The 18,438-nt window shown below is 68.6% G+C and carries 16 protein-coding genes and 1 tRNA gene; 11 read left to right on the plus strand and 6 right to left on the minus strand.

All coding sequences use genetic code 11. The features are described from left to right. Positions 1-106 precede the first annotated feature (106 nt). The 5 genes from AC5Y4Z_RS05560 (at position 107) to AC5Y4Z_RS05580 (ending at position 5,323) form a co-directional block, all read left to right on the plus strand. A complete protein-coding gene (locus tag AC5Y4Z_RS05560) occupies positions 107-2,467 on the plus strand; it encodes an MMPL family transporter (RefSeq protein ID WP_499961315.1) in 2,361 nt (786 codons plus the stop codon). Then, entirely contained in the window at positions 2,460-3,362 is a 903-nt protein-coding gene (locus tag AC5Y4Z_RS05565; RefSeq protein ID WP_499961316.1) for a DMT family transporter, read from the plus strand. The genes AC5Y4Z_RS05560 and AC5Y4Z_RS05565 overlap by 8 nt, the downstream gene beginning before the upstream one ends. Positions 3,363-3,484: 122 nt before the next feature. Beyond that, positions 3,485-4,681 (plus strand): L,D-transpeptidase, encoded by a 1,197-nt coding sequence (locus AC5Y4Z_RS05570; RefSeq protein ID WP_499961317.1) that lies wholly within the window; start codon positions 3,485-3,487, stop codon positions 4,679-4,681. Between the two features lie 212 nt (positions 4,682-4,893). Then, the gene (locus tag AC5Y4Z_RS05575; RefSeq protein ID WP_499961318.1) at positions 4,894-5,124 is read left to right on the plus strand and encodes a hypothetical protein; all 231 of its coding nucleotides are present in this window, start codon (positions 4,894-4,896) and stop codon (positions 5,122-5,124) included. Between the two features lie 58 nt (positions 5,125-5,182). Next, positions 5,183-5,323, plus strand: a complete 141-nt coding sequence (locus AC5Y4Z_RS05580) for a hypothetical protein (protein ID WP_499961319.1) — start codon at positions 5,183-5,185, stop codon at positions 5,321-5,323. 419 nt (positions 5,324-5,742) lie between these two features. On the opposite strand, the gene AC5Y4Z_RS05585 is transcribed toward AC5Y4Z_RS05580, so the two are convergent. Both AC5Y4Z_RS05585 and orn read right to left on the minus strand, forming a co-directional pair. Next, positions 5,743-5,818, minus strand: a tRNA-His gene (locus AC5Y4Z_RS05585). A gap of 53 nt (positions 5,819-5,871) precedes the next feature. After that, entirely contained in the window at positions 5,872-6,519 is a 648-nt protein-coding gene (gene orn / locus AC5Y4Z_RS05590) for an oligoribonuclease (RefSeq protein ID WP_499961320.1), read from the minus strand. 96 nt (positions 6,520-6,615) lie between these two features. Between orn and AC5Y4Z_RS05595 the strand changes: the two genes are divergently transcribed. Next, the gene (locus AC5Y4Z_RS05595; RefSeq protein WP_499961321.1) at positions 6,616-8,172 is read left to right on the plus strand and encodes a helicase HerA-like domain-containing protein; all 1,557 of its coding nucleotides are present in this window, start codon (positions 6,616-6,618) and stop codon (positions 8,170-8,172) included. A gap of 160 nt (positions 8,173-8,332) precedes the next feature. On the opposite strand, the gene cmrA is transcribed toward AC5Y4Z_RS05595, so the two are convergent. Further along, entirely contained in the window at positions 8,333-9,139 is an 807-nt protein-coding gene (gene cmrA, locus AC5Y4Z_RS05600) for a mycolate reductase (RefSeq protein WP_499961322.1), read from the minus strand. Between the two features lie 43 nt (positions 9,140-9,182). Between cmrA and AC5Y4Z_RS05605 the strand changes: the two genes are divergently transcribed. Beyond that, on the plus strand, positions 9,183-10,481 hold the full coding sequence (locus AC5Y4Z_RS05605; RefSeq protein WP_499961323.1) for an MFS transporter: 1,299 nt from the start codon (positions 9,183-9,185) through the stop codon (positions 10,479-10,481). 86 nt (positions 10,482-10,567) lie between these two features. On the opposite strand, the gene AC5Y4Z_RS05610 is transcribed toward AC5Y4Z_RS05605, so the two are convergent. The 3 genes from AC5Y4Z_RS05610 to AC5Y4Z_RS05620 form a co-directional block, all read right to left on the minus strand. Continuing rightward, positions 10,568-11,359, minus strand: a complete 792-nt coding sequence (locus tag AC5Y4Z_RS05610) for an MmpS family transport accessory protein (RefSeq protein ID WP_499961324.1) — start codon at positions 11,357-11,359, stop codon at positions 10,568-10,570. A gap of 61 nt (positions 11,360-11,420) precedes the next feature. Continuing rightward, complete coding sequence (locus AC5Y4Z_RS05615) at positions 11,421-12,062, minus strand: SACE_7040 family transcriptional regulator (protein WP_499961325.1); 642 nt, start codon at positions 12,060-12,062, stop codon at positions 11,421-11,423. A gap of 73 nt (positions 12,063-12,135) precedes the next feature. Next, positions 12,136-13,677: an adenylate/guanylate cyclase domain-containing protein gene (locus AC5Y4Z_RS05620; RefSeq protein WP_499961326.1), complete on the minus strand. Its 1,542-nt coding sequence runs from the start codon at positions 13,675-13,677 to the stop codon at positions 12,136-12,138. An 83-nt stretch (positions 13,678-13,760) separates the two neighbouring features. Between AC5Y4Z_RS05620 and AC5Y4Z_RS05625 the strand changes: the two genes are divergently transcribed. From AC5Y4Z_RS05625 to AC5Y4Z_RS05640, 4 genes are all read left to right on the plus strand, one after another. After that, positions 13,761-15,380: an AMP-binding protein gene (locus tag AC5Y4Z_RS05625; RefSeq protein WP_499961327.1), complete on the plus strand. Its 1,620-nt coding sequence runs from the start codon at positions 13,761-13,763 to the stop codon at positions 15,378-15,380. A gap of 93 nt (positions 15,381-15,473) precedes the next feature. Further along, on the plus strand, positions 15,474-16,217 hold the full coding sequence (locus tag AC5Y4Z_RS05630; protein ID WP_499961328.1) for a CoA transferase subunit A: 744 nt from the start codon (positions 15,474-15,476) through the stop codon (positions 16,215-16,217). Next, a complete protein-coding gene (locus AC5Y4Z_RS05635; RefSeq protein ID WP_499961329.1) occupies positions 16,214-16,858 on the plus strand; it encodes a CoA transferase subunit B in 645 nt (214 codons plus the stop codon). Before AC5Y4Z_RS05630 ends, AC5Y4Z_RS05635 begins: the two co-directional genes overlap by 4 nt. Beyond that, positions 16,855-18,435 carry a carboxyl transferase domain-containing protein gene (locus AC5Y4Z_RS05640; RefSeq protein ID WP_499961330.1) on the plus strand — a complete coding sequence of 527 codons (1,581 nt, stop codon included), beginning with the start codon at positions 16,855-16,857 and terminating at the stop codon, positions 18,433-18,435. Before AC5Y4Z_RS05635 ends, AC5Y4Z_RS05640 begins: the two co-directional genes overlap by 4 nt. Positions 18,436-18,438: the final 3 nt, after the last annotated feature.

The raw sequence follows: 18,438 nt of genomic DNA on the forward strand, positions 1-18,438 counted from the left end.
CCAGCCCAACCGGCGCTCTGCACACCGATACCCGACTGGCAGAACGCCAAACCTCGGCACACAGGGGGTGGGTCAGTCGGCCGCGTTTGGGGTATAGCGATACGCCATGCTGCGCGCAATCACCCGAATTGCCATCGCCGCGCCGCGACGCATCATCGCCGTCGCGGTCCTGGCCCTGGTGGGGGCCGCGGTTTTCGGCATTCCGGTGGTCAACAGCCTGTCGGGCGGCGGCTTTCAGGACCCGACGTCGGAGTCCGCGCAAGCGACCGAGCTGCTGCGCGACAAATTCGACCAGACCGATCAGCAGATGATGATCGCGCTGACTACGCCGGCGGGCGCCCGCAGCGCCCAGGCGCGGCAGGTCGCCACCGACATCGTCGACCACCTGAAACGATCGCCGTGGGTCCTGAACGTTTCCTCGGCGTGGACGTCCCCGCCGCAGGTGGCCACCCAGCTGATCAGCAAGGACGACAAGTCCGGGTTGATCGTGGCCGGGCTGAAGGGCGGGGAGAACGACGCCCAGAGGTACGCCAGCACCCTGACTCGCGAACTCGTACACGACCGCGACGGCGTCACCCTCCGCGCCGGCGGCATGGCCGTGGCGTACGCGCAGATCAACGACCAGAACGCGCGCGATTTGGTGTTGATGGAGTCCATCGCGATCCCGCTGAGCTTCGCGGTGCTGGTCTGGGTGCTGGGCGGGGTGGTCGCGGCGGCCGTGCCGATCGCGTTGGGCGGGTTGACCATCGTCCTCACCATGTCCGTGTTGCGGCTGATCAGCTTCGCGACCGACGTGTCGACCTACGCCCTGGACCTGAGCATCGCGATGGGCCTCGCCCTGGCGATCGACTACAACCTGCTGATCATCAGCCGCTACCGCGAGGAGCTGGCCCGGGCGGGCGACCGGGACCTGGCGTTGTTTCGGACCATGGCCACCGCCGGCCGGACGGTGCTGTTCTCGGCCACCACCGTCGGGCTGTCGATGGCGGTGATGGCGGTGTTCCCCATGTACTTCCTGAAGTCGTCGGCCTACACCATCGTCGCCACCGCGGCCATCGTCGCGATCGCGACCGTCGTGGTCACCCCGGCGGCGATCGCGCTGCTCGGGTCCCGGCTGGACGCGGTGGACGTCCGCCGGTGGTTGGCGCGCCGGGTGCCGCCCCGGGCGCCGTCCTGGCGCGATCACGCCCACAAGCCGGTCTATTCGCTGTTTTGGTATCGATCGACAAAATTCGTGGTGCACCACGCCGTGCCGGTCGGGCTGAGTGTGTTCGCGCTGCTCCTGCTGTTGGGCGTCCCGTTCCTGGGAGTGAAGTGGGGCTTTCCGGACGAGCGGGTGTTGCCTCGTTCGGCGTCGGCGCGCCAGGTCGCCGACATGTTGGACAACGACTTCGCCAACGGGTTGGGGACCGGGGTGACCGTCGTCGTGCCCGACGCGCACGGGGTGACCCCGGCCGACCTGGCGCGCTACGCCGCCGAGCTCTCCCGCGTGCCCGACGTGTCCGCGGTCACCGCGCCAACCGGGACGTTCGCTGCCGGTCGCCCGGTCGGACCGCCGGCCGCGGCCACCGGCGTCGCCAGCGGCAGCGCATTCCTCACGGTGGCCAGCACCGCGCCGCTGTACTCGCAGGCCTCCAACACCCAGCTCGACCGGTTGCACGCGGTCGCCGGGCCGGCGGGGCGCTCGGTGCAGATGACCGGCCTGGCCCAGATCAACCGCGACAGCGTCGCCGCGATCACCCACCGGCTGCCGACGGCGTTGGTGTTGATCGCCGTGATCACCTTCGCGCTGCTGTTGTTGCTCACCGGCAGCGCGGTGATACCGCTGCAGGCGCTGGTGTGCAACGTGTTGTCACTGACCGCGGCGTTCGGCGCGATGGTGTGGATCTTCCAGGACGGTCACCTGGGTGCGCTGGGGACGACCCCCAACGGGACGCTGAACGCGAACATCCCAGTGTTGTTGTTCTGCATCGCCTTTGGGCTGGCCATGGACTACGAGGTGTTCCTGGTCTCGCGCATCCACGAATACTGGCGCGCTTCGCTGGCCGCCCGGGAGAAACGGCCCATCGCGGCCGAGGCGCGCGCCGCCACCGACGAGAGCACGGTGCTGGGCATCGCCGGTATCGGCCGGGTGGTCACCACCGCCGCGGTGGTGATGTCGATTTCGTTCGCCGCGTTGATCCCCGCGCACGTGTCGTTCATGCGGATGCTCGGCCTCGGCCTGACCCTTGCGGTGCTGGCCGACGCCACCCTGGTCCGGATGGTGCTGGTCCCGGCGTCCATCCATCTGCTCGGCCGGTGGACCTGGTGGGCGCCAAAACCGTTGGCCCGGCTGCACGAACGGTTGGCGACCGGCGAAGCCGACGCCGCCGAGGTGGGGCGGCGCCGCTGGGCTTCCGACGCGCCGAGCCGGCGCGGGCCGCTGATCAAGAGGTGGCCAACCAAGGTCGCGACCGGCCGTGGCTAGCGCGCATATCGCGGCCTTGCTGGCGCTGGCCTCCGCGCTGTGTATCGCGCTCGGCGACGTGCTGCAGCAACGAGCCGCGCACTGCACCACCGCCAAGACGGTCGGCCACCTCGAGTTGTTCGCCAATCTGGCCCGCAGCCAGCGGTGGTGGTGGGGGCTGGTGCTGCTCGCCGCGAGCATCGCGCTGCAGGCGGCCGCGCTGGGCCGCGGTTCGGTGCTGCTGGTGCAGGCGCTGCTGATGCTCTCGCTGCTGTTCGCGCTGCCGGTCAATGCCCGGCTGTCGCACCGAGCGGTCAGCGGCGGCGAGTGGATCTGGGCCGGCCTGCTGACCGCCGCGGTGATCGTGGTCGTCGTGGTCGGCAATCCGCAGGCCGGCCGTTCCAGCGCATCGCTGGGTACCTGGGCGGCGGTGGCCGCGGTGCTGGGGCCCCTGTTCGTCGCATGCGTTGTGGCAGCACGTGTTTGGGGCGGCTCGGTGGCCGCGGTGCTCCTGGCGTTCGTGTCGGGTTCGCTGTGGGGTGTGTTCGCGGTGCTGACCAAGGAGGTCGTCGCGCGGCTCGGCGGGGGCGCCGGGGCGCTGGCCCGCACCCCAGAGTTGTACGCGTGGCTTGCGGTCGCGGCGGGGGGATTCGCGTTCAGCCAGTTGGCTTTCCGGGCCGGTCCGCTGACCGCGTCGATGCCCGCCCTGCAGATGTCGCAGCCGGTGGTGGGCGCGGCGCTGGGCGTCGTCGTCCTCGGCGAGACCCTGGACACCGGCCGGGCCGGGATCGCCGCCCTGGTGGTGGCCGCGTTGGTGATGACGGCGGCGATCGTCAAGCTCGCGCGTGTCGAGGCCGTCGCGACCCGACGCAGGGTCGACGCGGAGCGCCGCGAGCCGGTCGGCCAGCCGGTGTAAATCACGCATCCGTCACGGCGGCCCAATCGGGGATTGTGGGCGGCCGGAAATTCATTACAATGCTTCCACTGTTTCTGGTCAGCGGTGACCAATCAAGCGGATCGATTCGGAGGGGTTGCTCGATGACGCCTTTGCGCAGGCGGAGGTCATGGCTGGTTGTCGCCATGGTCGCGTTTGCTGTGCTCGGCGTGTCCTGCAGCAGCAACCACGCCGCCGCGCCGGCGAAGGTGATCTTCGACAAGGGCACGCCGTTTGCCGACCTGCTGGTGCCCAAGCTCACCTCCTCGGTGAGCGACGGCGCCGTCGGCGTCACCGTGGATGCGCCGGTGACGGTGAGCGTCGCCGACGGCGTGCTCGGGTCGGTCACGATGGTCAATGAGAACGGCCGCTCGATCAGCGGCCAGCTCAGCCCCGACGGGCTTCGCTGGTCGACGACCGAACAGCTGGGCTACAACCGCCGCTACACGCTGAGCGTGAAGGCACTCGGGCTCGGCGGCGCCGCGACCCGGCAGATGAGCTTCCAGACCAGCTCGCCGGCGCACCTGACGATGCCCTACGTCAGTCCCGCCGACGGCGAGGTGACCGGAATCGGCGAGCCGGTGGCGATCCGCTTCGACGAGAACATCGCCAACCGCGCCGCGGCGCAGAAGGCCATCAAGATCACCACCAACCCGCCGGTGGAGGGCGCGTTTTACTGGCTGAACAACCGGGAAGTGCGCTGGCGCCCAGAGCATTTCTGGAAGTCGGGCACGACGGTCGACGTGGCGGTCAACACCTACGGTGTCGACCTGGGCGACGGGATGTTCGGCGAGGACAACGTCAAGACGCACTTCACCATTGGCGACGAGGTCATCTCGACCGCCGACGACACCACCAAGATGGTGACCGTGCGGGTCAACGGCGAGGTGGTCCGGACCATGCCGACGTCGATGGGCAAGGACAGCACCCCGACGGCCAACGGTTTCTACATCGTGGGTGCGCGCTTCAAGCACATCATCATGGACTCGTCGACCTACGGCGTTCCGGTCAACTCGCCCAACGGGTATCGCACCGAAGTCGAGTGGGCCACCCAGATGTCCTACAGCGGGGTCTTCGTGCACTCCGCGCCGTGGTCGGTCGGCGCGCAGGGCCACACCAACACCAGCCACGGCTGCCTGAATGTGAGCCCCAGCAACGCCCAGTGGTTCTACGACCACAGCAAGAGCGGCGACATCGTCGAGGTGGTGCACACCGTGGGGCCGACGCTGCCGGGCACCGAGGGCCTGGGGGACTGGAACGTCCCCTGGCCGGTGTGGAAGGCCGGCAACGCCAACACCTGAAGGCTGTTGCGGCAGAACAGAAGTGGCTACAGTCTCAGCGGCTCCGGAATCAACGAGCGGCCGCGGAGCGATTTCCCGTGCTCGTACTGTTAGCCACATTTGCTCCAATAGTGATTCCCGTGCCGACGTTCGGTTTGTATCGTCGATGACATGAAGAGACTGTCCTTTTGCGCGACCGACCCCTCGCGGGGCTCGCACGCTTAGGTCTCGAGATGACCCTCGCAATCCCCGCGCCGCAAGACGAAGCACCGCTGAGCCCCAGCGCCGCCGTGCTCGCACGAATCGACTCAATAGTGTGGCGAGCCAAGACCATTCACGCCGCGATCCAGCCGCGTCGGCGGCCCACCGAAGACGACATCGCGCGGGTGGCGATCGCGGTGATCCTGGTAGCGCTCGGAGCCATAATTCTCATGGCCGCGGGCGCGGTGGTGACGATGGGTTAGCAGGAGACAGGCCTTCAAAGGCGTGAAAAATGGCCGCCCGGCGGCCCATCATCGAATCATGGACGAGTCACCGAAGACGATCAGCCGCGGTTGGGTGATCACGATGATCGGTGTCGCGCTGCTCGCCGGTGGGCTGCTCGGGTACTGGCCGCCGGCTGGACTCTGGCTAGGAGCTGACCTGGCCGCGCTCCTGCTGTGAATGTTCGATGCGGGCGGCAAGACCCTCAGGGCCTAGGCGCAACAGGTCCTCTGCCCGCTGCCGCTCGGCCGCAGACGACTTGGGCTCATCGACGATGTCTTGCAATAGCTGCCGAGCTTGTCGTCCGTGTAGATCCTGATGATGTCGACCTCAACATCGCAGCAGTCTGGGCTTCGTAAGCACCGACGACCTTTCGCCAGCATGCCGCCCGGTTGCGGCGATTGACCTATCGACGACCCACTCAAACCGCTTCTGAACGCTCTCCAAGTCGCGATTGAGTCTTTCTTCTTTGCGCGTCTTGCTGACTTGTCTGGCCGCCACGACGGCTGCCGCGTCGGCAGCTAACCCGGCGAACCCCGACGCCATGAGCGTCCTCATGCGGGCACTCTACGATCGACCACCGACGCAACGGCTTAACTTGGGGTGGCTGACGGGACTCGAACCCGCGACACCCAGGATCACAACCTGGTGCTCTACCAACTGAACTACAGCCACCATGGCCGCGAGCCGGCATCCATACCTGGGCCAACGAGCGGCGACCACCGATACTAGCGGTTGGGTGCCTCGGTGTCCGAATCGTTTGTTCGAGTGGCGTTCTCTGGGCCCTGCAGATCGGCGGCGACCATCTCGATTTCGCTGGTAGACGGCCCCGGCGGGGGCACGAACGCGGTCCGTCGGTAGTACCGCAACTCCCGGATGGACTCGTGGATGTCGGCCAGCGCCCGGTGGGCCAGACCCTTGGCCGGCTGGCCGTAGTAGATGCGCGGATACCAGCGCCGGCACAGCTCCTTGATCGAGCTGACGTCGATCATCCGATAGTGCAGGTAGGAGTTCAGCTTTGGCATGTCCCGGGCGATGAACGAGCGATCGGTGGCGATCGAGTTGCCGGCCAGCGGCGCCGTGTTGGGTTGCTTGACGTGCGTGGTGACGTAGTCGAGCACCATGGCCTCCGCGGTCGCCAGGTCGACGGTGGACGCCTTGACCTCGTCGATGAGCCCCGAGCGGGAGTGCATTTCGGTGACCACGTCGATCATCGACGACAGCGCGGCGTCGTCGGCGTGGATCACCACGTCGACCCCGTCGCCCAGCACGTTCAGCTCGGCGTCGGTGACCAGGACCGCGATTTCGATCAACTTGTCCGAGCCCAGGTCGAGCCCGGTCATCTCGCAGTCGATCCACACCAATTCTTCGCGCACAGCGCTCACACTAAGCCCACTCGGGCCCTGCCTGCGCCGCCCCCTGGCAAGTAGTGTGAGTGTTGCCGGACTGCAGGGAGAGAGGGGCCCAGCACGATGAGCACCGAATCAGCGTCCCCCGCGCAGCGAATCGCCAGTGGCTACACCGTCGAAGGCCAGGCACTCGAACTGGGCACGGTCGTCATCGACGGGCACGCCGACCCGACTGCGCAGATTCGCATCCCGCTGGCCACCGTCAACCGGCACGGGCTGGTGGCCGGGGCGACCGGAACCGGCAAGACCAAGACGCTGCAACTGATCGCCGAACAACTCAGCGCGGCCGGTGTCGCGGTGCTGATGGCCGACGTCAAGGGCGACCTGTCGGGCCTGGCCCGGCCCGGCGAATCCAACGACAGGACCGCCGCGCGGGCCAAAGACACCGGCGACGACTGGCAGCCGACGGGCTTCCCGGTCGAGTTCCTGTCGCTGGGCACCGGGGGTGTGGGCGTGCCGGTGCGCGCGACCGTGGAAAGTTTCGGCCCGGTTCTGCTGTCGAAGGTGTTGGGGCTCAACGCGACTCAGGAGTCGACGCTCGGGTTGATCTTCCACTGGGCCAAGGAGAACAACCGTCCGCTGGTCACCCTCGATCAGCTCCGCGGCGTCATCAGCCACCTGGCCAGCGACGACGGCAAGGCCGATCTGAAAGACCTGGGCGGGGTGTCGTCGACGACGGCGGGTGTCATCCTGCGGGCGCTGGTGAACCTGGCGGGCGAGGGCGGCGACACGTTCTTCGGCGAGCCCAAGCTCGACCCGAACGATCTGCTGCGCGTCGCGCAGGGGCAGGGCATCGTTTCGCTGCTGGAGTTCAGCGGGCAGTCGGTGCGTCCGGTGATCTTCTCCACCTTCCTGATGTGGCTGCTGGCCGACCTGTTCGCGGTCCTGCCCGAGGTCGGCGACATCGACAAGCCCAAGCTGGTCTTCTTTTTCGACGAGGCGCACCTGCTGTTCGCCGACGCGTCCAAGGCCTTCCTCGAGCAGGTCGAACAGACCGTCAAGCTGATCCGCTCCAAGGGCGTCGGCGTCTTCTTCTGCACTCAGCTGCCCACGGACATCCCCAACGACATCCTGTCCCAGTTGGGTGCGCGGGTGCAGCACGCGCTGCGGGCGTTTACCCCCGACGACCAGAAGGCACTCAGCAAGACCGTCCGCACATATCCGAAAACCGATGTCTACGACCTAGAATCGGCGTTGACGTCGCTGGGGATCGGCGAGGCCGTCGTGACCGTGCTTTCCGAGAAGGGCGCGCCCACACCGGTGGCCTGGACGCGCATGCGCGTGCCGCGGTCGCTGATGGCCGCGATCGGCGCCGACGAGCTCGCCGCCGTGGTGAAAAACAGTCCGCTGCAACAGAAGTACGGCCAGACGGTTGAACAACCGGCGCAACCGGAGTATTCGCCGGCCCCACCCGGATCGCAGCCGCCGCAGACCCAGTCCGGCTACCCGCCGGTCCCGGCGGACGAGCCCGTGCCGCCGATGCCGGAGCCTGCGGAGCCCAAGGGGCCCGGCTGGTTGGAAACGCTCTGGCACGATCGGGAAGTACAAAACGCCGTACACATGGGGATCCGCGAGATCATCAAAGCGAAATTCGGCGGCACTCGTCGCCGGCGGAAGTAGTGCCTGGCTGGACCGCGGCGCCCTCGTCACATACGCCACACGTGTACCTGCGCGGGTTGGCACAACATCTTCTCGGAGTCGATATCACCTGCGATATCGCATTTCGGCGCGCATCATGCCGCCCGTTGTGGGTACGTAAGTGGCCAGTGTGACGACGTCCCTACCCGCCGCCGAGCTTCTTGTAAAAACTCCCCACGATAGGCGCGACGATCGCGCGGGGCGCGTACCCGCTGGCCACCGACATGGCCTTCGACGTCAGCCCCGGAACGACACGCATCTTGTTGCGCTCCAACGCATCCAGCGACACGCGGGCGGTGTGCTCGGTCGAGATCCACAGGAAGTCCGGCACCAGCCGCTCAACCAGCGACCGTTCGGCGTCGTCGGGCAGGTCGGTGCGCACCGGGCCGGGCGCCAGCAGCGTGACGTGCACGCCCGAGCCGCGCAGCTCACCCCGCAACGACTCGCTGAACGTGTTCACGAACGCCTTGCTGGCCGCATAGGTGGCGTTGTAGGGGATCGGCGAATTGCCCGCCGCCGAACCGGAAATCAGGATGCCGCCGGCCTTGCGCTCGACCATACCGGGCAGCACCGCCAACGTAAGGTCATGCACGGCAATGGCATTCAGCTGCACCTGCGCCTTTTCCCCCGCCGGGTCGAGTCCCGCCACCGGACCGAACGTCGCCGTGCCCGCGTTGGCGCACAGGATCGAGATCGGGCGGGCGGCCAGTTCGTCACACAGCTTCGCCCGCTCCGCCGGGTCGGCCAGGTCGGCGGGGCGCACGTCGACCGTGACGCGGTAACGGTCGGCCAGCCGGGCGGCCAGCTCGCTGAGCAGATCCTCGCGTCGCGCGGTGACGATCAGGTTGTGCCCGCGCGCGGCAAGTTCGGTGGCCAACGCCTCGCCGATGTTTTGCGATGCCCCGGTGACCACGGCGCGTGCGTCGGGGCTGGGAGCTGGGACCGGCATGCGGCCCATCGTAGACAGCCAGCATGCCAATACAGTCGGGGGCATGAGTCAGCGCACCGCCACTCCCGTGGCGTCTCGGGTGGTGGCGTGGGCGCTGTGGGACTGCGGCTCCCTCGGCATGAACGCGATCGTGGCGACGTTCGTCTTCTCGGTCTACCTGACCAGCAGTGTGGGCGCGGGCCTGCCGGGCGGCACATCGCCGGCGAGTTGGCTGGGTCGCGCGCTCGCCGTCTCGGGGTTGACCATCGCGGTGTTGGCCCCGCTCATCGGGGTGTGGGTGGAAGCCCCCCATCGCCGCCGGGTGACGCTGACGGTGTTGAGCGCTCTCGCGGTCGCGTCGACCAGCTCGATGTTCCTGATCCGCGACGAACCCAGCTATCTGTGGGCGGGCCTGGTGTTGCTGTCGCTCACGGCCGCGTGCGGTGACCTGGCCGGTGTTCCCTACAACGCCATGCTGCGTCAGGTCTCGACCCCGCAGACGCTGGGGCGCATCTCCGGCCTCGGGGCGGCCTCGGGGTTCACCGGCAGCGTGATCCTGCTGCTGCTGGTCTATGTGGGCTTCATCTCCGGCACCGGCCCGGTGCGCGGGCTGCTGCACGTGCCCGTCCACGACGGCCTCTACGTCCGGACCGCCATGCTGCTGACCGCGGCGTGGTTTGCGCTGCTGGCGCTGCCGCTGCTGTTCGTCGCCCACCGTCTGCCGGACACCGGCGAGACGTCGCCGCCGACGAGCATGCTGGGCGGCTATCGCAAGCTGTGGGCCGAGGTGAGCGCGGAATGGCGCCGCGACCGCAACCTGGTTTATTTCCTGGGGGCTAGCGCGCTGTTCCGCGACGGCCTGGCGGCGATTTTCGGTTTCGGCGCCGTGCTCGGCGTCAACGTCTACGAGCTCTCCCAGGGCGACGTCGTGGTGTTTGGCGTGGCGGCCAGCGTGGTGGCCGCGGTAGGCGCGGCGATCGGCGGGTTCGTCGACCACCGGATCGGGTCGAAACCGGTCATCGTCGGGTCACTGACGGCCATCATCGTCGTGGGGGTCACCTTGATGACGCTGTCCGGGGTGCACGCCTTCTGGCTGTGCGGGCTGCTGTTGGCCCTGTTCGTCGGCCCGTCGCTGTCGTCGTCGCGGGCCCTGCTGCTGCAGTTGACCAAAGACGGCGGCGAAGGGGTCGCCTTCGGGCTGTACACGATGACGGGTCGGGCCGTGTCGTTCCTGGCGCCCTGGCTGTTCTCCGTGTTCGTCGACGGGTTCGGCGCCGTCCGCGCCGGCCTCGCCGGGATCTGCCTGGTGCTGACCGCCGGCCTGCTGGCGATGCTGGTGGTCCGCGTCCCGGCGCGCGCATAACCGCGCGTCGCCGAGCGTGAAATCAGGGCGAAATTCTTGCGGCAGAATCAAGGTTTTGTCGCCATGGTTGCACGCTCGGCGAGGCGCTACCCCCGCGAGTCGCACACCGTCAGGCCCACCCCGACCCGCTGGGTCACCAGAACCCCCGCCACGGTGACCGAGCAGGTGACGTCGTGGCCGAAGTTGACGACGGTGACATTGGCCGGATGGGCGGCCGACTTGGACAGGCTGACCTGCTTACTCCAGGGCAGTGCCACATTGAACTCGGTCTGCACGACGTCGCCGGTGCCGATGTAGACGATGCTGATGGCGCGGCCATCGCCGGTGACGCTGTAGACCACGTCCTGCATGGCGCCGGGGACGGTCGTTTCGGAGGGCGTCGTGGACGCGCTCGGCGGCGGCGCCGGACGCAATGTGCGCGACGGCGGCGACCGTCGGGTCGTCGGGGCCGGCGTCGGGGTCTCCTCGCTCGACCCGGGCATCGCCGGCAGCGGCGGGACCGCCGTCTGGGTCTTGATCGCGTCGTTGGCCAGCACCAGCGCGGCCACCAGGGCGACGGCCAGCAACACCGCCGCCCCGGCGGCGAACCACAGCCAGCGCCGCGACTTGGGACCGCCGGGAGGCGGGGGAGCCGTCCCGCCGGGCGGCACCTCACCCGGCGGTGGCAGCTCCTGGCGCCAGTAGGCCGGAAGCTCCTGGGTGTCGTTCAGGCCCGGCGTCCACGGGGAGAACTGGCCGCCGTAGGCCGGCGCGTACGGTGCCGTCTGCTCGGCGTAGGCCGGGTCGGCGGGCGGCGGATACGGAAAACCCTGCCGCCCGGTCGGCCCCGATCCCGGTAGAGGGGGACCGAATCGCCCGGGTCGACGTGGATCGTTCATGTCCACCTCATGGGTTGCAGGGTACCTAAGCAGGCCGCCTCGGCGGGCCGGCTCAGAAGGCTCAACTCGAGGGGGACTGGTTTCCGGCGCGTAGTGCGGCGACGGTCATCGACCGCATGACCGCACGCGACCGCGCGACCCGGGCCGGCGTGGCGCGCGGATCGTCCGGCGACTTCATGCTGTGCGGTGTCGAGTTCAGCAGGCCGAATATCGCGTGCGCGGCGAGCCGGGCATCGGCCTCGGCCAGCCCCGGGTTGAGTTCGCGCAGCACCCCGACCCAGACCTCTACATACTGGCGCTGCGCCTTGCGCACCTGTTTTTCGGCCGCTTCCGGGAGGTGGGCGAGGTCGCGGTCCTGGATGCGGATCAGGTCGGGCTCGCCCAAGGCGAAGTCGAGGTGAAAGTCGATGAGGTCGTCGAGCGCGACGGTGGCGTCGGCGCTGCGGGCGCGCGCGTCCCTCGCCCCGGCGAGCAGTCGGGTGCTGATCCCCACGAGCAATTCGACCAGCAGCGATTCCTTGTTGGGGAAGTGGCGGTAGATCGCCGGCCCGCTCACGCCCGCGGCGGCGCCGATGTCTTCCAGGCGCACCGCGAGGAACCCCCGCTCGGCGAAGAGGCGTTCGGCGGCGGCCAAAAGTTGCAGACGCCGGTCGGACTTCAACTGGCTGCGGCGATTTGGGGCATCGGGGAGGGAGGCGCCCATGTTCGGCCTCCGTCCGTCAGCCACTCGGTTAATCGTGACTAACTTAGCATGTGAGGGCAGCGCAGGCGCGCCGCTAGTCGCGGCCCGTGGCCGGGGCGAGCCGGGCCACCCCCCGGAGGATCCACGGCGTACGCCGGGCCATCACCGCCACCGCGCGGTCGGACCGGCGCATCGCGTCCCGGGGCCCGGGGGTGGGAGTTGACGCCAGTTCCGCCTCGACCGATCCCGTCCGTGCGCCCGCGCGGTCGACCGCCAGCAGTTGCCACGTGCCGGGCACGCCACGCAACTCGACGCTGCCGCGGTCCTCGAACCCGGTGCCAGAACCCACTACCAGGTCGCGCACGGTGCGCGAGACAAGGATTTCGCCGGCGCCGGCCTGGCCGAGGATCCGCGCCGCGATGTGTACGGCGATTCCTCCGATGTCGCCGTCCAGCAGTTCGCACTCGCCCGTGTGGATGCCGGCGCGAATTTCGAGGCCCATTTTTTCGGCCTCGGTGCGCAACGCCTCGGCGCAGCGGATGGCCTGGGTGGGACCGCCGAAGGTGATGAGGTGGCCGTCGCCGGTGCTCTTCGTCACCGTGCCGCCGAAACGTTCCGCGAGTTCGGTGGTGATCCCGCCAAAACGGTGCAGCACCGCCCGCCACCGCTCGTCGCCCGCCTCGGCCGCATGTTGTGTCGATGCGACCATGTCGGTGAACAACACCGTGCGTAAGGCGCGGTGCGACTGCGACGGTGCCGCATGGCTGCCGGTCAGGAATTCCTCGATCTCGGTGCTGAGCCGGCCGGGATCGGAAAGCCAGGGCGCGTGGTCTGTGCCGTCGATCTCGAACAACCGCGCGCCGGGAATGTGGACGGCGATGTACCGGCCACCCTGCACCGGGACGAGGTCGTCGCGGGCATGGATGACGAGGGTCGGCGCGGTGATCGTTGGCAGTATCGGTCGGACGTCCATCCGGAACACCGATTCGAGTGTCGCCCGCGCCATCGCCGGGCTGGCGCTCATGCGCTCCAACATTCCGAGCTGGCGCAGCGACCGGATCGACGGCAGCAAATGCTTCAACGCGGCACCGCTGCCCCAGGCCGAGCGGGTCGCGCGGCCGAATTCCTGCCAGCGGGCAAGCTGACGCGTCGACGGGGTGTAGTCCTCGCCCAACTCGGGTAAGAGGCGCGCCCGCATCTCGGCCGGGTCACGCTCGATGTCCTCCCACCCGGCGAAACCCCAATGCGCGACGGTGCCGGTGAGGACCAACGCCCGCGTTCGCTCCGGTCGTGTTGCCGCGAAGACCATGGCGGCCGGGCCGCCCTCGCTCACGCCGAAAAGGACGGCCTTTTCGAAACCGACCGCGTCCATCACGGCCTCGATCTCGGCGGCTCGATCATCAAGCGTGCGGACCTTCGGGACCGGGTCCGACAGCCCGACCCCGGCCTTGTCGAATATCACGACACGGCAGAACGTGGCGAGCCGGTCCATGAAGGCCTCGAACTCGGGCACGGTCCAGAACAGTTCGACGTGGCTCACGAACGAGCCCGCGACGACGAGCTCTACAGGTGCCTCGCCGAACACCTGGTACGCCAGGCTGAGATCGCCGCAGGGCGCGTACGAAGTTTCCGGCACCGCCTGAGCGTACCGATGCCACACGGTAGAGCTCGCTTTTTTGCCCCGGGATTAAGTTGATAGCCGAACCAGCCGGAGGAGCCGTGGCGAACCTTTCCTATGACCGGGGCCCGGACAACCCGCGACTGCTCGAGTCGACGATCGGCGCCAGCCTCGCGGCCACTGCCGCGACGCACGCGCGACGCGACGCGCTCGTCGACGTCGCGGCGGGACGACGCTTTAGCTACGCCGAATTGCTGGCCGCCGTGCGCCGCCTGGCCACCGGGCTGCTGCGGGCCGGCATCGGCGTCGGCGACCGCGTCGGCATCTGGGCGCCCAACCGGTGGGAGTGGGTGCTGGTGCAGTATGCGACCGCGGAGATCGGCGCGATCCTGGTGACGATCAACCCCGCCTACCGCGCGCGCGAATTGGCATATGCGCTAACGCAATCCGGGGTCGCCATGGTGATCGCCGCCCGGGATCACAAGGACACGGACTACGCCGCCCTGCTGGACGAGGTGGCGCCGGGTTGCCCGGACCTTCGCGAGGTGGTGCTGCTGGACGGCGCTCGCTGGGAGGAGCTGGCCGGCGCACAGTCCGATCCGGCCGCGCTGGAACAGATCGGCGCAGCGCTGGACTGCCGCGACCCGATCAACATCCAATACACCTCGGGCACAACGGGATACCCGAAGGCGGCCACGCTGAGCCACCGCAACATCCTCAACAACGGCTACCTGGTTGGCGAGCTACTCGAGTACACCGCGCACGACCGGATCTGCATTCCCGTGCCCCTGTATCACTGTTTCGGGATGGTGATGGGCAACCTGGCGGCCACCAGCCACGGCGCGTGCATGGTGATCCCGTCGCCCGGCTTCGACCCCGCCGCCACCCTGCACGCAGTCCAGGCCGAACGGTGCACCAGCCTGTATGGCGTCCCGACGATGTTCATCGCCGAGCTCGGCCTGCCCGGGTTCGACGACTACGTCCTCGACAGCCTGCGCACCGGGGTGATGGCGGGTTCGCCGTGCCCGGTCGAGGTGATGCGCAGGGTGATCGAGCGCATGCACATGCCGGGCGTCGCGATCTGCTACGGCATGACCGAAACGTCGCCGGTTTCCACGCAGACGCGCAGCGACGACCCGGTGGAACGGCGCGTCGCCACCGTCGGCCGGGTGGGCCCGCACCTGGAGATCAAGGTGATCGACCCGTCCACCGGGCAGACCGTGCCGCGCGGGGTGGCCGGCGAGTTCTGCACGCGGGGCTATTCGGTGATGGCCGGCTACTGGAACGAGCCGGAGCGCACCGCGGAGGTCGTCGACGCCGACGGGTGGATGCACACCGGGGACCTGGCCGTCATGGACGAGGACGGATACGTCCGGATCACCGGCAGGATCAAGGACCTCATCGTGCGCGGCGGCGAGAACATCTCGCCGCGCGAGATCGAGGAGCTTCTGCACACCCACCCGGACATCGTCGACGGCCAGGTGATCGGGGTGCCCGACGCGCGCTACGGCGAGGAGGTCATGGCGGTGGTCATGCTGCGCGAGGGAGCGCCGACGCTGACCATCGAGGGGCTGCGGGAGTTCTGCGCCCCGCGGATCGCCCGGTTCAAGATCCCGCGCTACCTGTGGATCGTCGACGACTTCCCGATGACGGTCACCGGCAAGGTCCGCAAAGCCGAGATGCGCGAGCGGGCGATTGAGTACCTCCGTGACCAGGACTGAGCGCGCATTCCCCGCCCTGGACGCGACGGTTGAGGTAATGGTATTCTCGTGTCCAGTTAATCAGCATTAACTGAATCGGAGGCTGCTGCGGCGATGGACAAGGTGGTCGGAACGGCCGCTGAGGCGGTCGCCGACATAGCCGACGGGTCGTCCCTGGCGGTCGGGGGATTCGGATTCTGCGGCGTCCCCGAGGCGCTCATCGCGGCGCTGCTCGACAGCGGGGCCGGCGACCTGGAAATCGTGTCGAACAACTGCGGCGGCGACGGCATTGGTCTCGGCACACTATTGCCGCACAAGAGGATTCGCCGCGTCATCGCCTCCTACGTCGGCGACAACCGGGAATTCGCCCGCCAGTTCCTCGCCGGCGAACTCGAGGTCGAGCTCACCCCGCAGGGCACGTTGGCCGAGCGCCTGCGCGCCGGCGGGATGGGGATCCCGGCGTTCTACACCCCCGCCGGAGTCGGCACGCCCGTCGCCGACGGCGGGTTGCCGTGGCGCTACGACGCGTCCGGAGGGGTGGCGGTGACCTCGCCGCCCAAGGAGACCCGCGAGTTCGACGGCCTCACCTACGTTCTCGAGCGGGCGATCCGCACCGACTTCGCGCTGGTGCACGCCTGGAAAGGTGACCGGCACGGCAACCTCGTCTACCGCGAGGCCGCCGCCAACTTCAACCCGGACTGCGCCATGGCCGGCGCGATCACCATCGCCGAGGTCGAACACCTCGTCGCGCCCGGCGAGATTGACCCCGCCACGGTGCACACCCCGGGCGTCCACGTGCAGCGGATCGTGCACGTGCCCGACGCGGCCAAACCGATCGAGAAGGTGACGGTGCGGTGAGCTGGAGTAGAGACGGTATGGCGGCGCGGGTGGCGGCCGAATTCTCCGACGGGCAGTACGTCAACCTGGGTATCGGGATGCCCACGCTGGTGCCCAACCACATTCCCGACGGCGTCACCGTCGTCGTGCATTCGGAGAACGGGATACTCGGTGTCGGGCCGTACCCGCGGCCCGACGACGTCGACGCGGATCTGATCAACGCGGGCAAGGAGACGGTCACCACGATGCCGGGCGCGGCGTTCTTCGGTTCCTCGGCCTCGTTCGGGATCATCCGCGGCGGACACCTCGACGTCGCGGTGCTGGGGGCCATGCAGGTCTCGGCGACCGGCGACCTGGCCAACTGGATGATCCCCGGCAAGATGGTCAAGGGCATGGGCGGCGCGATGGACCTCGTGCATGGCGCCGGCAGGTTGATCGTGATGATGGAGCACATCGCGAAGGACGGCAGCCCGAAAGTCGTTGAGCGCTGCACCCTTCCGCTGACGGGTGTGGGCTGTGTCGACCGCATCATCACCGACCTGGCCGTCATCGACGTCCGCGACGACGGCCTGCACCTCGTCGAGACCGCCCCCGACGTCTCGGTCGACGAGGTGGTCACCAAAACCGAACCGCCCCTCGTCACTAACGGGAAGTGCCCATGACCGCAGTGACCGCGCCGTCCTTCGCCGACGAGCACCGCCGGCTGGTCGGCGAGTTGAACGCCAAGCTTGCCGCCGCGGCGTTGGGGGGCAACGAACGCGCGCGGGAACGCCACGTCAGCCGCGGCAAGCTGCTGCCCCGCGAGCGGGTGGACCGACTGCTGGATCCGGGCAGCCCGTTTCTGGAGCTGGCCCCGCTGGCGGCCAACGGCATGTACGACGACGAATCCCCCGGAGCGGGGATCATCACCGGGATCGGGCGGGTGTCGGGGCGCGAGTGCGTGATCGTCGCCAACGACGCGACCGTCAAGGGTGGCACCTACTACCCGATGACGGTCAAAAAGCACCTGCGCGCGCAGGAAGTCGCGTTGCAGAACCGGTTGCCGTGCATCTACCTGGTCGACTCCGGCGGCGCGTTCCTGCCGCGCCAGGACGAGGTCTTCCCCGACCGCGAGCATTTCGGGCGGATCTTTTACAACCAGGCGACCATGAGCGCCAAGGGGATTCCGCAGGTGGCCGCGGTGCTGGGATCGTGCACGGCGGGCGGCGCGTATGTGCCGGCGATGAGCGATGAGGCCGTCATCGTCCGTGAGCAGGGCACGATCTTTCTCGGCGGCCCGCCGCTGGTCAAGGCCGCCACCGGCGAGATCGTCTCGGCCGAGGAGCTGGGCGGCGGCGACCTGCACTCGCGGGTCTCGGGGGTCACCGACCACCTCGCCGACGACGACGAGCACGCGCTGCGCATCGTCCGCTCGATCGCGGCCACGTTCGGCCCGCGCGAGCCCGGCCAGTGGGAGGTGTGGCCCGCCGTCGAGCCCAAACACGCGGCGGCCGCGCTCTACGAGGTGGTGCCGCCGGACCCGCGGGTGCCCTACGACGTGCACGAGGTGATCGTGCGGCTGGCCGACGGCAGCGAATTCAGCGAATTCAAGGCCAATTACGGCAAGACGCTGGTGACCGCCTTCGCCCGCATCCACGGCCACCCCGTCGGCATCATCGCCAACAACGGGGTGCTGTTCAGCGAATCCGCCGTGAAGGGCGCGCATTTCATCGAGCTGTGCGACAAGCGCCGGATCCCGCTGCTGTTCCTGCAGAACATCGCCGGGTTCATGGTCGGCCGCGACTACGAGGCCGGCGGCATCGCCAAGCACGGCGCCAAGATGGTCACCGCCGTGGCCTGCGCCCGGGTGCCCAAGCTGACCGTCGTGATCGGCGGATCCTATGGCGCGGGCAACTATTCGATGTGCGGGCGGGCCTATTCGCCGCGCTTTCTATGGATGTGGCCCAACGCGCGCATCTCGGTGATGGGCGGCGAGCAGGCCGCGTCGGTGCTGGCGACGGTGCGCGGCGAGCAGCTCTCCGGGGCCGGCAAACCCTGGTCGGCCGACGACGAGGAGGAGTTCAAGGCGCCCATCCGCCAGCAGTACGAGGACCAGGGCAACCCGTACTACTCCACGGCGCGGCTGTGGGACGACGGCATCATCGACCCGGCCGATACCAGAACGGTTGTCGGGCTTGCGCTTTCGGCGTGTGCCCACGCGCCGCTGGAACCGGTCTCCTACGGCGTATTCCGGATGTGAGTG

The organism is Mycobacterium sp. NGS63 (assembly GCF_059812295.1).